The sequence below is a fragment of the Burkholderia sp. BCC0097 genome (assembly GCF_902832985.1).
Classification (GTDB): Bacteria; Pseudomonadota; Gammaproteobacteria; order Burkholderiales; family Burkholderiaceae; genus Burkholderia; species Burkholderia orbicola.
This window is the reverse complement of record NZ_CADFDM010000002.1, coordinates 235,512-250,258: the sequence shown is the minus strand read 5'-3', so window position 1 is coordinate 250,258 and position 14,747 is coordinate 235,512. Positions and strand designations below refer to the sequence as shown.

At 67.1% G+C, this 14,747-nt stretch carries 14 protein-coding genes and 1 pseudogene; 4 read left to right on the top strand and 11 right to left on the bottom strand.

Features of this window, described 5'->3' with window-relative positions; translation table 11 throughout:
- Window positions 1–25 precede the first annotated feature (25 nt).
- The 7 genes from HWX07_RS06410 to HWX07_RS06380 form a co-directional block, all read right to left on the bottom strand.
- Window positions 26–313 carry a hypothetical protein gene (locus HWX07_RS06410; RefSeq protein ID WP_175875661.1) on the bottom strand — a complete coding sequence of 96 codons (288 nt, stop codon included), beginning with the start codon at window positions 311–313 and terminating at the stop codon, window positions 26–28.
- A gap of 33 nt (window positions 314–346) precedes the next feature.
- Window positions 347–1,435, bottom strand: coding sequence for a galactofuranose ABC transporter, permease protein YjfF (yjfF, locus tag HWX07_RS06405; protein WP_175875660.1), 1,089 nt, complete (start codon window positions 1,433–1,435; stop codon window positions 347–349).
- Window positions 1,432–2,475, bottom strand: a complete 1,044-nt coding sequence (locus HWX07_RS06400) for an ABC transporter permease (RefSeq protein WP_175875659.1) — start codon at window positions 2,473–2,475, stop codon at window positions 1,432–1,434. Before HWX07_RS06400 ends, yjfF begins: the two co-directional genes overlap by 4 nt.
- Window positions 2,472–3,986 (bottom strand): sugar ABC transporter ATP-binding protein, encoded by a 1,515-nt coding sequence (locus tag HWX07_RS06395; RefSeq protein WP_175875658.1) that lies wholly within the window; start codon window positions 3,984–3,986, stop codon window positions 2,472–2,474. Before HWX07_RS06395 ends, HWX07_RS06400 begins: the two co-directional genes overlap by 4 nt.
- A gap of 60 nt (window positions 3,987–4,046) precedes the next feature.
- Window positions 4,047–5,009 carry an ABC transporter substrate-binding protein gene (locus HWX07_RS06390; RefSeq protein WP_175875657.1) on the bottom strand — a complete coding sequence of 321 codons (963 nt, stop codon included), beginning with the start codon at window positions 5,007–5,009 and terminating at the stop codon, window positions 4,047–4,049.
- A 281-nt stretch (window positions 5,010–5,290) separates the two neighbouring features.
- Window positions 5,291–6,142, bottom strand: coding sequence for a pirin family protein (locus HWX07_RS06385; protein ID WP_175875656.1), 852 nt, complete (start codon window positions 6,140–6,142; stop codon window positions 5,291–5,293).
- Between the two features lie 34 nt (window positions 6,143–6,176).
- The gene (locus tag HWX07_RS06380; RefSeq protein WP_175875655.1) at window positions 6,177–6,782 is read right to left on the bottom strand and encodes an FMN-dependent NADH-azoreductase; all 606 of its coding nucleotides are present in this window, start codon (window positions 6,780–6,782) and stop codon (window positions 6,177–6,179) included.
- A gap of 118 nt (window positions 6,783–6,900) precedes the next feature.
- On the opposite strand from HWX07_RS06380, the gene HWX07_RS06375 reads away from it, so the two are divergent.
- From HWX07_RS06375 to proP, 3 genes are all read left to right on the top strand, one after another.
- Window positions 6,901–7,824 carry a LysR family transcriptional regulator gene (locus tag HWX07_RS06375; protein ID WP_175875654.1) on the top strand — a complete coding sequence of 308 codons (924 nt, stop codon included), beginning with the start codon at window positions 6,901–6,903 and terminating at the stop codon, window positions 7,822–7,824.
- A 231-nt stretch (window positions 7,825–8,055) separates the two neighbouring features.
- The gene (locus tag HWX07_RS06370) at window positions 8,056–9,084 is read left to right on the top strand and encodes a DNA topoisomerase IB (RefSeq protein ID WP_175875653.1); all 1,029 of its coding nucleotides are present in this window, start codon (window positions 8,056–8,058) and stop codon (window positions 9,082–9,084) included.
- A 278-nt stretch (window positions 9,085–9,362) separates the two neighbouring features.
- Entirely contained in the window at window positions 9,363–10,832 is a 1,470-nt protein-coding gene (gene proP / locus HWX07_RS06365; protein ID WP_175875652.1) for a glycine betaine/L-proline transporter ProP, read from the top strand.
- Window positions 10,833–10,888: 56 nt separating this feature from the next.
- On the opposite strand, the pseudogene HWX07_RS06360 reads toward proP, so the two are convergent.
- The 4 genes and pseudogenes from HWX07_RS06360 to HWX07_RS06345 all read right to left on the bottom strand — a co-directional run.
- A pseudogene (locus HWX07_RS06360) lies at window positions 10,889–11,062 on the bottom strand (alpha/beta hydrolase); the annotation flags it as partial.
- 3 nt (window positions 11,063–11,065) lie between these two features.
- A complete protein-coding gene (locus HWX07_RS06355) occupies window positions 11,066–12,058 on the bottom strand; it encodes a LysR substrate-binding domain-containing protein (protein ID WP_006481185.1) in 993 nt (330 codons plus the stop codon).
- 620 nt (window positions 12,059–12,678) lie between these two features.
- Entirely contained in the window at window positions 12,679–13,530 is an 852-nt protein-coding gene (locus HWX07_RS06350) for a ferritin-like domain-containing protein (RefSeq protein ID WP_175876140.1), read from the bottom strand.
- Between the two features lie 38 nt (window positions 13,531–13,568).
- Window positions 13,569–14,516, bottom strand: coding sequence for a fatty acid desaturase (locus HWX07_RS06345; protein ID WP_027812747.1), 948 nt, complete (start codon window positions 14,514–14,516; stop codon window positions 13,569–13,571).
- Between HWX07_RS06345 and HWX07_RS06340 the strand changes: the two genes are divergently transcribed.
- A complete protein-coding gene (locus HWX07_RS06340) occupies window positions 14,515–14,688 on the top strand; it encodes a hypothetical protein (protein WP_154316539.1) in 174 nt (57 codons plus the stop codon). The two genes, HWX07_RS06345 and HWX07_RS06340, sit on opposite strands and share 2 nt — an antisense overlap.
- Window positions 14,689–14,747 lie beyond the last annotated feature (59 nt).

The window sequence follows — 14,747 nt, the reverse complement described above, 5'->3', positions numbered from 1 at the left end:
CGCGGCCGGCATGCGGCCGCGCGTGTCATTCCATCGCGATGCGCTCGCGCCGCCGATCGGCCCGCTCGACCACGCGGGCCAACCGAATGATGTCGGTCAGGCCGAATTCGCCGGCATCCGGGCGCGGGCGGCCGTGCTCGTCAGCCACGCGCATCGCGAAGGCCAGCGCTTCCGAGCGCTCGCGCAGCAGCACCCGCAGCGCATCGGCCACGATCCGGCAGTCGCGCGCGTCGCCGAGATCGAGCAGCGGCCGACGGCCATGCTCGACGGCCAGCGCATCGGCCACGCCCGCTGTCACGTCATCGCGCTTCATGCCGTTCTCCTCTCACAAGGGTGGACGGTCGCACTACGACCGCCGCATCGTCGATACCAGCCCGATGTCCTCTTCGGGCGGCGCCGGCCGCGCGGGCGCGGCGGATTGCGTCGGCCGCCGCGCGCCGAGCCCGGTGCCGCCGGTACGCCGCCGCGTCGCATGCCGCTCGATCACCCGCTGCAGCACGCAGAACACGCACAGCAGCGCGCCGATCACGATCCGCGTCCACCACGAACTCAGCGTGCCGTCGAACGTGATCAGCACCTGGATCGTGCCGAGGATGCCGACCCCGAACACCGAACCGATCACGTAGCCCACACCACCCGTCAGCAGCGTGCCGCCGATCACGGTCGCGGCGATCGCGTCGAGTTCCATCCCCTGCGCCTGCAGTCCATAGCCCGACAGCACGTACAACGTGAACACCACGCCGCCGAGCGCCGAACAGAAGCCGCTCAACGCGTAGACGCCGATCTTCGTGCGCGCGACCGGCAAGCCCATCAGCAGCGCCGAGCGTTCGTTGCCGCCGACCGCATAGACGTTGCGGCCGAAGCGCGTGAAATGCGCGACGTAGATCGCGACGGCCAGCGTCGCGAGCGCGATCAGCGCACCGGCGCTCAGCATGCCGCCGCCGAGCGGCACGCTGATGCCCGCAATCGCATGAAACGCCGGCGCGTTGATCGTGATCGACTGCGTCGTGATCAGGAAGCACGCGCCGCGCGCGAGAAACATCCCGGCGAGCGTGACGATGAACGGCTGCAACTTGAAGTAGTGGATCAGCGCGCCCATCGCCGCGCCGTACAGCGCGCCGAACGCGAGCACCAGCGGCACGATCACCCACACGGGCCAGTGCAGCCGTTCGGCGCCGACCGCGCAGAAGATCGTCGTCAGCGCAACGACCGAGCCAACCGACAAGTCGATGCCGCCCGATACGATCACGAACGTCATCCCGATCGCGACGATCAGCAGGAACGCGTTGTCGACGAGCAGCCCTGTGAGCACCTGCATCGAGAAAAAGCCCGTGTACATCACGGACCCGAAGCCGAACAGCGCGACGAACAGCACGATCGTCACGACGATCGGCAGCGTGCGCGGATCGGCGAGGCGGCCAAGGAAACGGTTCATCGCGGCGTCGCTCCGGTGGTGGTGGCGCGCGATCGCGCGGAAGGCAGCAGCCGCGACGCGTGCCGCACCAGCAGCGCACGCGCCGCATCCGACTGGATCAGCGTCACGGCGATCACGACGACCGCCTTGACGACGAGCGTCGCCTCCGGTGGCACGCCGATCGAATAGGTCGTGTAGGTGAGCGTCTGGATGATCAGCGCACCGAGCACCGAGCCCGCGAGGCTGAAGCGGCCGCCGAGCAGCGACGTGCCGCCGAGCGTGACCGCGAGGATCGCGTCGAGTTCGAGCAGCAGCCCCGCGTTGTTGCCGTCGGCGCTGCGCACGTTCGAGCTCGCGAGGATGCCCGCGAGCGCCGACATCACGCCCGAGCACAGATACACGCCGAACACGATCGCACCCGAGCGCAGCCCGACGAGCCGCGTCGCGACCGGGTTCACGCCGATCGCGCGAATGAACAGCCCGAGCGCCGTGCGGTTCACCAGCAGCGCGCTCGCGCCGATCGTCGCGAGCGCGATCCACACCGCGCACGGCACGGTCGCGAGATAGCCGCCGCCGAGCGCGAGGTAGCCGGGTGCGCCGATCGGGATGATCTGGCCGCCCGTCAGCAATTGCGCGACGCCGCGGCCGGCCACCATCAGGATCAGCGTCGCGATGATCGGCTGCATCCCGACGAAGGCGACCAGCAGCCCGTTCCACGCACCGGCCAGCAGCCCGACGCCGAGCGCGGCGGCCAGCGCCGCGCCGACTTGCGACGGGTCCGCCTCGAGCACGGTCGCGGCCGCCGCGCCGGCGATCGCGACGATCGCGCCGACCGAGATGTCGATCCCGCGCGTCGCGATCACGAGCGTCATCCCGAGCGACACGATCACGAGCGGCGCCGCGCGATTCAGGATGTCGATCGGCGCGCCGAACAGGTGGCCGTCGAGCAGCACGATCGACAGGAAGCCGGGACGATACGCGACATCCAGCGCGAACAGCAGCGCGAGCGTCAGCACCGGCCACGCGAGCGAATGACGAAACAGCGTGCGTAGCCACGTCATGACTGGCCTCCCGCGATCAACCGGTAAACCTGCTCCTCGGACGCATCGGCGCCGCTCAGCTCCGCGACCTTGCGGCGGTCGCGCAGCACCGCGATCCGATGGCTCACGCGCACGACCTCGCTGATCTCCGACGAGATGAACAGGATCGCGAGCCCCTGCGCGCACAGCGCGAGCACGCGCTCCATGATGTCGAACTTCGCGGCGACGTCGATGCCGCGCGTCGGCTCGTCGAGAATCAGCAGCTTCGGGTCCGTCGCGAGCCAGCGCGCGAGCAGCACCTTCTGCTGGTTGCCGCCCGACAGCAGCCCGATCGGCTGCTCCGCGTCGCGCGCCTTGATGCCGAGCCGGGCGATGTACGTGTCGGCGATCTCGCGCTGGCGCGCCCGCCCGATCAGCCGCCACCAGCCGCGCCGCGCCTGCAGCGCGAGCACGATGTTCTCGCGGATCGACAGCGCGGCGACGATGCCCTCCTTCTTGCGGTCTTCCGGGCAGTACGCGATGCCGCTGCGCACCGCGTCGTGCGGCGACGCGAGCCGCTTGCGCGCGCCGTCGATCTCGATCGCGCCGGTATCCGGGCGCGCGGCGGCGAACGCCAGTTGCGCGGTTTCGGTGCGGCCCGAGCCGAGCAGCCCGGCCAGCCCCACGATCTCGCCGGGGCGCACGTCGAGATCGAGCGCGCTCATCATCCCGCGCCGGCCGACCTGCTGCATCGACAGGAACGGCGCGGTGGTCGCGGTGTCATGCTCGACCGCCGCGGCGCCCGCCTGCAGCGTCTCGGACATGCGTTCGCGGCCGGTCATCTTCGCGACCAGCACGTCGACCGGCAGGTCGCGCGCGAGGTATTCGCCTTCGCGCTCGCCGTTGCGCATCACGGTGATGCGGTCGGACACCGCATAGGTCTGCTCGAGAAAATGCGTGACGAACAGGATCGCGATGCCCGACGCCTTCAGCCGGCGCAGCACGTCGAACAGGCGCGCGACCTCGCCGTCGTCGAGGCTCGAGGTCGGTTCGTCGAGAATCAGCACGCGCGCGTCGACCGACACCGCCCGCGCGATCGCCACCATCTGCTGCACCGCGATCGGATACGAATCGAGCGAACGCGTGACGTCGAGCGCCAGATCGAGTTCGGCGAGCGCGTCGCGCGAGCGCGCATGGATCGTCTTCCAGTCGATCGCGCCGCGCCGCATCGGCTGCCGGCCCGCGAAGATGTTCTCCGCGACCGACAGGTTCGCGCACAGGTTCACTTCCTGGTAGAGCGTCTGGATCCCGGCCGCCTCGGCCTCGCGCGGCGCGGTGAAATTCACCGGCGCGCCGCCGACGCGAATCTCGCCCGCATCGTGCGCGTGCACGCCGGTGAGCACGTTGATCAGCGTCGACTTGCCCGCGCCGTTCTGGCCCATCAGCGCGTGGATCTCGCCCGGAAACAACCGGAAGTCCACGCGCTGCAGCGCGCTGACGCCCGGAAACGACTTGTCGATGCCGATCATCTCAACCACCGGCGGACTCTGCATGCAGCCTCCCTCGAAACGCCGCCGGACGGCGGCCGCGAGGCCGCCGCCCGGGCGGACAGGTCAGTACTTGCGGGTCGGCAACACCTGCGCCGCGACGCTCATCGGAAACACCGTCTCGTTGGTCACGATGCGCTTGGGCAACTGCTTGCCGGCGACGACGTCCTTCACCGCGGTCATCAGCTGCGGGCCGAGCAGCGGGCTGCATTCGACGTCGACGTTGATCTTGCCGGCGACCATCGCCTGGAAGCCGCCCTTCGTCGCATCGAAGGATACGACGCTCACGTCCTTGCCGGGCTTGATGCCGGCTTCTTCCATCGCCTGGATCGCGCCGAGCGCCATGTCGTCGTTGTGCGCATAGACGACGTTGATCTGCTTGCCGTAGGTCTTCGCGAACGCTTCCATCACCTGCTTGCCGCCGGCGAGCGTGAAGTCGCCGCTCTGCGACGCGATCACCTTGAATTTCGGATTGTTCTTGATCACTTCGAGCAGGCCCGCGCGGCGGTCGTTGGCCGGCGCGGAGCCGACCGTGCCCTGCAGCTCGACGATGTTGATCGGGCCCGCGTCGTTCTTGTAGCGCTCTTCGAGCCAGTGGCCGGCGCGCCGCCCTTCCTCGAGGAAGTCGGAGCCGATCATCGTCACGTACAGCGACGGGTCCTTCACGTCGACGCCGCGATCGGTCAGGATCACCGGGATATGCGCGGCCTTCGCTTCTGTGAGCACCGGCTCCCAGCCCGATTCGACGACCGGCGAGAACGCGATCACGTCGACCTTCTGCGCGATGAACGAGCGGATCGCGCGAATCTGGTTCTCCTGTTTCTGCTGGGCGTCCGAGAATTTCAGGTTGATGCCGGCCTCCTTCGCCGCGCTCTTCACCGATACGGTGTTCGCGGTGCGCCATGCGCTTTCCGCGCCGACCTGCGAGAACCCGAGCGTGATCGGCTTTTGCTGCGCGTGCGCGCCGCCTGCCAGCACCGTCGCCGCGGCGACGATCGCGCCGGCCGCCAGCTTCCTGATGAATGTCATGGTCCGTCTCCGATGATGTCGTTGTGTGCCGCGGCGCTGTTGTGTTTCTGCGTGGCGCTGGCGCGGATCGGGCTGCACCGGCCGGCGTGTGCGGCCGGCGCGGTATACATGCCCCGCATCAGTCTAGAAACAAGTCCGATAACCTTCCAATGAAATATTGGATTGGGCCGATGCCGAAATCGGCATACGTATAAACACCTAAGCGCAAGACCCCGCGGGCGCGGCGTCTCGGCGCGCCGGCCGCCTTGACCCGAGGACGGATATCGACGGAGACGAAAGCATCAGCGCATCACGCCCTTGGCGCGCAGTTCACGGCCGACACGTACGATTTCGCGCTCGCCTTCCGCCAGCGCGGCGGCGCTCGTATGCACCGAATAGGCGCCCAGATGAAGATCGTGCGGATGCGGAATCGCGGTACCGACCACGAAGCGCGCGTCGGTCACGGCCTCGAATTCGATCGGCGCGTCGGACGAGTCGAACACGACCAGTTCGCCCCGCCCGGCCGGGTCCGGCGTGCGCAGGCGGCCGTCCATCACGGCGGTCCAGCCGACCCGGTGGCCCTGCGGCGGCCGGCAGGTCCAGCGCTCGCCCGCCTTCAACTGCACGACGACGTAGTTGATGCCCGCCGGCGCATCGACCGGGCTGACCGCGTCGCCGTGGCGGCCGAGCAGCACGCGGGCCGGCCCGTCCGTCGGGATGTCGTCGATCGACAGGTGCTGACTGAACGCCGGCGCCAGCTCGCGCCCCGGCGGCAACGCCACCCACAGCTGGAACGCCTTGACCGGCGGCACCACGGAACCCGTATGCCAGACGCCGCGCCCCGCGCTCATCCATTCGATGTCGCCGGCCCCCATCGGGCCTTCGTGGCCCGTCGATTCCACGTAGGTGCCGTGCCCGTCGATCATGAGCGTCAGCGTGGCGATGCCCGAATGCGGATGCCAGCCGAAGGCCGGCTTGCCGAGCGGCGCCCGCGTATCGATCAGGTCGAGGAACACGAACGGCTTGATCATCTCGCCGACGTCGGACGGGCTGACCATGCGGACGACCGGCCCGTGCGCGTGACCGCGCGTGCGGAACACGACATGACGGCCGGCGACGGTGGTCGAGGGAACGGAATCGAGGGTATTCAACATGGGTTCTCCCGTGGCCGGTAGCCGGCGTATTGCGTCAGGCCGCGAGGGCCGCCGCCGCTTCCTTCGCCGATGCAATGGCGCCCGTGCGCTTGTCCGGCCCCATCGCGACGCCTTCGGCACGAATGAACGTGATGTCGGTGATGCCGATGAACGCGAATGCGTCTCTCAGATAGGTTTCCTGATGATCGAGCGACGCCACCGGCGACCCCGCGCTGAACACGCCGCCGCGCGACGATGCGATGACCAGTTTCTTGCCGCCACACAGGCCTGCCGGCCCGTTCTCGTCGTAGCGGAAGGTCTTGCCGGCCACCAGGATGCGGTCGATCCACGCCTTCAGTTGCGACGGGATGCCGAAGTTGTACATCGGCGCGCCGACCACCACGATATCCGCGGCGAGGAACGTGTCGAGCGCGTGCTGGCCGGCGTCGACGTCCGCCTTCAGCGCGTCGTCGACCGGCGCGCCTTGCGCGGCGGCAAGGTGTTCGGCGGCCAGATGGCCGATCGGCGTGGCGGCGAGGTCGAGGCGCGTGACCGTGAGGCCGGGATCGCGGGCGCGGAAGTGGGCGACGATTTCCGCCGACAGTTCGCGGCTGACCGAGCCCTGGCCGAGGATGCTTGAATCGATGTGCAGCAGTTTCATGCAGATTCTCCTTGAGACGGATGGATTCGCCGGTAGCGTGAGACCAGTATGGAGATCGATTCAGCTTTACACTAGATGGATAAACAGGATTTGATTAATCCATTTCTGGAGTAATCCCATGCTGGATCTGAATGATCTCGCGCTGTTCGTCCAGGTCGTCCGCGCCGGCAGCTTTTCGGAGGCGGCACGACGCCTGCGCATGCCGGCCAATACGCTGAGCCGGCGCATCGACCAGTTCGAAGGGCACATCGGCACGCGCCTGCTGCATCGCTCGACCCGCAAGCTTGCGCCGAGCACCGAGGGCCTGGCGCTGTTCGAGCGCTACGCGCCGGCACTCGACCGGATCTTCGAGATCGAGCGGCAACACGCGGACGGGCAGGAACCGGCCGGAACCGTGCGCGTGGCGGCGATGGCCGGCCTGTTCGAAGTGATCAAGCTGGAATGGCTGGCCGAGTTCTACGCGCGCTATCCGCGAATCAGCATCGACTTCCTGCTCGACGACACGCCGTCCGACCTGATCGCCGAGCGCATCGACCTCGCACTGCGGATCGGCATCGAGACCGGCGGCAGCTTCCGCGTGCGCCGGATCGCGCCGGGCACGATGATCCTCGCCGCCAGCCCCGCTTATCTCGAACGACGCGGCACGCCGCGCACGCCGCGCGAGCTGGCCGACCACGATTGCCTGACGGTGTCCAGCCGCCAGGGACGCAGCATGTGGCGCCTGCAGGGGCCGCGCGGCACGCAGGAGATTTCGATCGACAGCCGTTTCTCGGTCAACGACATGCGCGTGGTCATGCAGGCCTGCCTCGCCGGCCTCGGCATCGCGCTGGTGCCGCAGGTGCTCGCCGCGGCGGCGATCGACGACGGCAAGCTGGCGCGCGTGCTGCCGGCCTACCAACGCTCCGGCGCCGGGCTCGGGCTGCAGCTCGTCTATACGAGCCGCCCGCCGCTGCCGCCCGCGGTAACGGCCGTCGCCGAGTTTCTGCTGGAGAAGCTCGGCCAGGGGATGTCGAGGTGTCTCGAGCCCGCGGCCGGCCGATGACGTTTCGTCGTCGCCGCGAACGGCATTTCCTGGCCGCTCTGCCATCGCGTCGTACTGCCAGCCGGCGCACGATTCTTGCTCCCGTTCCGCGACGACCGCTCATGCCGTGCTGCAGGGCGCCGTCCGGGCCCATTACGAACAAGGGAGCAAATACATGACCGCAGCCCAGGAGCACGGGTCGCCATCCGTCGCCGTCGCCGTCGCCATCGCCGTCACCCGGCACACGAGCGCATGAAGCAGCCCGCTTCGAGCGCGGCCGCGGCGCTGCGCCACGTCGACGACCGCCAGCCCGGCTACACGCGCCGCCGCCTGCGCAACGGCTTCGCGTATTACGCGCAGGACGGCACGCGGATTCGCGATGCCGCGGAAATCGCCCGCATCGACGCGCTGGCGATTCCACCTGCCTACACCGACGTGTGGATCTGCGCCGACCCGCTCGGCCACTTGCAGGCGACGGGCCGCGACGCGCGCGGCCGCAAGCAGTATCGCTATCACCCGCAGTGGCGGGAAACGCGCGATGCGAACAAGTACGCGCGGATGGCGGCGTTCGCGCGGGCGCTGCCGCGCATCCGCGCGCGCGTGACGCGCGATCTGGCGTTGCCGGGCATGCCGCGCGACAAGGTCGTCGCGACGATCGTCCGCTTGCTCGACACGACGCTCGCGCGGATCGGCAACGCGGAATACGCGCGTGAAAACGGCTCGTACGGGCTGACGACGCTGCGCAAGCGCCATTTGAAGATCCAGCCCGGCCAGGTGCGGCTGCGCTTCGCCGGCAAGAGCGGGATCGAGCACGACGTGACGGTCGACGACGCGCGGGTCGCGCGGATCGTGCGGCGCTGCGCGGAGCTGCCCGGGCACGAGCTGTTCCAGTATGTGGACGACGACGGCGTGCGCCATCCGGTCGGGTCGTCCGACGTGAACGACTACCTGCGCGAGGCCGGCGGCGCCGATTTCACCGCAAAGGATTACCGGACCTGGGCCGGCAGCGTGCACGCGCTCGGGTTGCTGCGGCGCATCGAGCATCGCGGCGTCACGCATGCCCGCAAGCAGATCGTCGAGACCGTGCGCGCGGTGGCCGAGCTGCTGCGCAACACGCCGGCCGTGTGCCGGCGCTGCTACATCCATCCGGCCGTGCTCGACGCGTTCGAGGCGGGCACGCTCGCCGCGCTGGCGGTCCGGCGTACGCCGCGCGGCCTGCGCGCGGACGAAGCGGCATTCGTCGCGTTGCTGGTATCCGCGCGCCGGCGCATGGCGAGATGACCGCCCACGTCGCGCGTTCCCTTCCCGAGGCCACGCGCGACCGGCACCGCTCCCCGCGTGTCGTTTACCACCGGGTTCCGGGCGCATGACCGATAGCCGCTCCCGCCCGTTTCTCTAAACTGGTTCGCACAACACACCTGCCCGGTGTCGTCCGCCGCGCGCGTCACGCCACCGGCATCGAGGCATCCCCGAGACATCCGCCTTCGCCGTCGGTCGGCCCGCGTGCCCCCGCCGCATTCCCGCCGGCCGCGCCGCCGAGGCAACTCCAGGAGAGATCATTGAGCCCGTCGCAAGCGCGCCCCGCGAAAACCCGGTCTTCGCGCCAGTCCATCAAGCTGGATGACATCACGATCGTCGACCCGGCCGTCCTCAAGCGCGCGGTCGGCGCGATGGCGTTCGGCAACGCGATGGAATGGTTCGACTTTGGCGTCTACAGCTATATCGCCGTCACGCTCGGCAAGGTGTTCTTCCCGTCGAGCAGCCCGTCCGCGCAGTTGCTGGCCACCTTCGGCACGTTCGCGGCTGCGTTCCTCGTGCGCCCGCTCGGCGGCATGGTGTTCGGCCCGCTCGGCGATCGCATCGGCCGCCAGCGCGTGCTGGCCGCCACGATGATCATGATGGCCGTCGGCACCTTCGCGATCGGCCTGATTCCGAGCTATGCGTCGATCGGCATCATGGCCCCGATCCTGCTGCTCGTCGCCCGCCTCGTGCAGGGCTTCTCGACCGGCGGCGAATACGGCGGCGCCGCCACCTTCATCGCCGAATTCGCGACCGACAGGCGTCGCGGCTTCATGGGCAGCTTCCTCGAGTTCGGCACGCTGATCGGCTATACGCTCGGCGCGGCCACGGTCGCGCTGCTGACGGCCACGCTGTCGCAGGAAGCACTGCTGTCGTGGGGCTGGCGCGTGCCGTTCTTCATCGCCGGCCCGCTCGGCCTCGTCGGCCTTTACGTGCGGCTCAAGCTCGAGGAAACGCCGGCCTTCAAGAAGGAAGCCGAAGCGCGCGAAGCGGACGAACGCGCGCGGCCGAAACAGCGCTTCGCGACGCTGCTCGTCGAACAGTGGAAGCCGCTGCTGCAATGCGTCGGCCTCGTGCTGATCTTCAACGTGACCGACTACATGGCGCTGTCGTACCTGCCGAGCTACCTGTCGGCGACGCTGCACGTGCGCGAATCGCACGGGCTCTTCATGGTGCTGCTCGTGATGGTGCTGATGATGCCGATGACGCTGTACGCCGGGCACCTGTCGGACAAGGTCGGCCGCAAGCCGGTGATGATGGCCGGCTGCGTGGGGCTGCTGGCGCTGTCGGTGCCGGCGCTGATGCTGATCCGCACCGGCGGCACGCTGCCGATCTTCGGCGGGATGCTGATTTACGGCGTCCTGCTGTCGACGTTCACGGGCGTGATGCCGTCGGCGCTGCCCGCGCTGTTCCCGACGCGGATTCGCTACGGCGCGCTCGCGATCGGCTTCAACGTGTCGGTGTCGCTGTTCGGCGGCACGACGCCGCTCGTCACCGCGTGGCTGGTCGATCGCACCGGCGACCTGATGATGCCCGCCTACTACCTGATGGGCGCGTCGTTCATCGGCATCGTGTCGGTGCTCGCGCTGCGCGAGACCGCGCGTCAGCCGCTGCCCGGCTCCGGGCCGTGCGTGGCGAGCCGCGCGGAAGCATTGAACCTCGTGCGCGGCAGTGCCGACGAAGCGCGTGTGCGCGCCCGGAAGTTCACGCCGGTCAGCGAGCGTGCGTGACTCAGGTCGATGCGACGTCCGCGCGGCCCGCGCGGGCGTCGCCGTTCGCGTGACCGTCATTTCGACGGCAGTTGCTGCGCGTCGAACCAGTCGAGCAGCCTGCGCGTGACGAACGCGGGATTCTCCAGGTTCGAGAGATGGCCGGCGTCGGGCACCAGCGCATGCGCGCAGCCGATCACGCTCGCCATCTTCACGGTGTCCGACGGCGGGCGCGCCATGTCGCCCGCGCCGCGCTATCCGACGCGATACATCGGCAGCACGTTGCTGCCGGCCGTATCCTGCTCCGACGCGAGCGGCTGGCAGGCTTGTTCGAGCAACCAGTTGGTCAGCACCGCGATATCGAATTCGTTGCACGCATCGGGGTTCTGTACGAGCACGTAGCTGCCCGATGCAACGGTGCAATGGGGGAACAGCTCGACGAGCCGCCCCTGCTTCAGCAGCCCGTCGACCAGCGGCCGCCTGCCGATCGCGATGCCGTGCCCGTCGACGGCGGCCTGGACCAGTTGATCGTACTGGCTGAAGTGCAGCGCCCCGGCCGGCCGCAGCCGCGGCACGCCGAGCGCCTTCAGCAGATGGCTCCAGCCGTGCCACGGCCATTCGCCGCGCGGGTCGTCGAGATGCAGCAGCACGTGCTTGTCGAGGTCGGCCGGCTGCATCGACGCGGCGTCGCCCGCCGCCGTCATCAGGCTCGGGCTGCACACCGCCACCACACGCTCGCGAAACAGCACGTCGGTATCGTCGGTCGACGTATACGGGCCCGCGTAGCGCACGGCCAGGTGCAAACGTTTGCGTTTAAGATCTTCAATTTCGCTCGTGGCCGACACGCGCACGTCGATGTCCGGATAGCTGGCGCGGAACGAACCGAGGCGCGGAATCAGCCACAGCGCCGCGAACGAGACGGTGGTCGACAACGAGATGGAACGCTGGCCCACACTCGACGACAGCTTGCCGACCACCGATTCCAGGTCGGACAACGCAAACGAGATCGCGTCGTACAACTCACGCCCCTTGTCGGTCAGCGTCAGCGAACGAATATGCCGGTGAAAGAGCTCGATCCGGAGCTGCTCTTCGAGCGCCTTGACCTGGCGACTCACGGCCGATTGCGTGACGTTGAGCTCCTGCCCCGCACGCGTGAAACTCAAATGGCGCGCCGCGCATTCGAAGCCTCTCAGGAAATCCAGCGAAGGCAAACTTCTCAATCGCTTTGCCAATCTCACATTAGCCATACCGCCGCCTCAAAGTTGCACCCATCGACAGGCAAGTTGCCGCTCGTCTCCCTGTATCGCTTCTCCTATTTGGATTCGGAAACGATTTTATATTGAAGCATGGATGCATATCATTCTTATTTTCAATCGTGACACTCGTATTTATCTATCGATTTTCATCGCATCAATATGCTTACATCAACATTATCGAGTAGTGATTTTGTAAATTAATATGCGAACGAATCGAGCGCACCAAAATGGTTGATAAATTCTCGTAAAAACAGGCGATTGTCGGCAAAGTTAGACGTCGTCAAGTCGATTTCGCCGTCCTGGCAGCTGCAGCGTCCAATGCCTACAATTCAATTTCAACCAGCCGACTTTTCATCGCATTTCCCGGATTGCGAAAAACAAACAGTCGGCAACAGACATACAAAATGTCATTTAAATCCGCAAACCGGTGTTTATTAAAATTTACTAAACGGATGAAATTCGATCTTGCCATGCGGTTACAAGAAATGGATGAGCCGATTATTTCCGGAAATGAATAATCCGCCGGCCGGCAGCGCCGGTCTGCTTGCATCGGGTCCGCCAGTCGACCGAAATCCGGCTCCCGCCGTGCGACAGCCGTATGTGTCGATCCGCTACGAGGGCTCCGCCGCGCCATTCGCCCGCGCGGTCACTTCGCGGCGATAGCGGTTCAGCTCCTGCGCGGTCGCGAACGTGCGCTCGAACAGGATCGACAGGTTGTGCAGGATTCGCTCGACGACCTTCTTCTCCCATTCGCCGTCGAAACGGATCTGCTCGTCGAGCCAGCGCTCGAGCCATGTCGGGTCCGGCAGGCGCGACTGCACGGTGTCGCGCGGGAACAGCGCCTGGTTCACGTGCAGGTTCGTGGGATGCAGCGGCTTCTCGGTGCGGCGCGCCGACGCCATCAGCACGCCGATCTTCGCGAATGCGGCCCGTGCGACGTCGCCGCAGTCGTTCAGCGCTTTCTTCATATAGCGCAGGTACGCGCCGCCATGACGCGCTTCATCGCGCGAGATCGTTTCGTAGATCTGCTTGATGACGGGCTCGGTGTGCCAGTCGGCCGCGCAGCGGTACCAGTGGTTCAAACGGATCTCGCCGCAGAAGTGCAGCATCAGCGTCTCGAGCGGCGGCGCGGGATCGAACTCGAAGCGCACCGCGTGCAGCTCCGCTTCGGTCGGCACCAGTTCGGGCCTGAAGCGGCGCAGGTATTCCATCAGCACGAGCGCGTGTTTCTGCTCCTCGAAGAACCACACGCTCATGAACGCGGAAAAGTCGCTGTCGTGCCGGTTGTCGCGCAGGAACATCTCCGTCGCGGGCAGCGCCGACCATTCGGTGATCGCGTTCATCCTGATCGTCTCGGCCTGCTCGTCGGTGAGCAGCGCGGCGTCGAACCGGTTCCACGGGATGTCCTTCTCCATGTCCCAGCGGACCGCTTCGAGCGACCTGAAAAGTTCCGGATAGAGCATCGTCGTCACCGTCGTGGCAAGGCGTTCGGCACTGGCGCTCACGCCGATTGCGTGGACGCCGGCGCAGCCGCTTCGGCATCGGGCTCGCGATCGTCCCGATCGTCGTCCACCGAGCGCGGCGACAGCCGGCCGCGCAGCAACGCGTAGTAGAACTGCCGATACGTGCGGTGGTAATAGCGGATGCGCGGCGCGATCGCACCGTGCAGATCGTGCAACCGCTCGATCGGCAGGCTCGGCATCATGTGATGCTCGACGTGATAGTTGTTGCCGTTCGTGAACCACGTCATGAATGCGTTGCTCTCGATCGTCCGCGTGTTGCGGAACGGGTCGGTACTCGTCAGGTCGCAGCGATAGTGCTCCGGCATTTCGACCAGCGCATGCACGGGCGCCGCGACGAACACGAGCGGCACGACCCACACCCAGACGACGCACCACGTGTGCAAGGCGAACGACAGCGCGGCCAGCAGCGCGATCGCCGCGGCCATCAGCAGATAGTCGCGGCGGATCGCGCGCGACACGAGCGCGTTGTCGCCGAAGCGCGCGCCCGGCACGACGAGCTTCGCGACGTTCTTCGCGAACTGGATATAGTGCGCGGCCATCGACAGCCGCCAGGCCCACAGCCCGACATTGACGACGGGGCTCGCGCCGTACTGGTCGCCGTAGTCGAAGAATTCCTTGTTCTCCGGCGTGCCGAGCAGCCGGTGATGACGCAGGTGGCTGTCCTGGTACGCATGGAACGACACGAGCATCGGCATGCCGAGCAGCACGCCGAACACCATGTTCAGGCGCTTGCTGCGGAACCCCTGGTAATGCAGCGCCTGGTGCTGCAGCTCGACGCCGTGCGCATACATCGCACCGATCAGCAGAATACCGACGATCTTCAGGATCACGAGCGCCGACAGCGCGAACATCATCCCGTGCGCGATGAGCGCGACGTAGACCGCCAGCTTCAGCGAGAAGACCACGCCGCTCGGGCGGCTCTTCATGTCTGCAACCGGTTTCGATCGGGCGACAAGCGATGAGGTGACGGACAAGACGCTCTCCTTGAGCCGGGCCCTGCCCGGCACGATGACGCGGCGGCGCTGGCGCGCTGCCGGGATGCAATTCTTCTGTGAGTCGATGTTTCGGACAAACGAATTTTCCGAACGCATTGCATGACGCACGCGCATGAGCTCACCACATCGTGAACTAGACGACCGGTCGAATGAGACCGACCA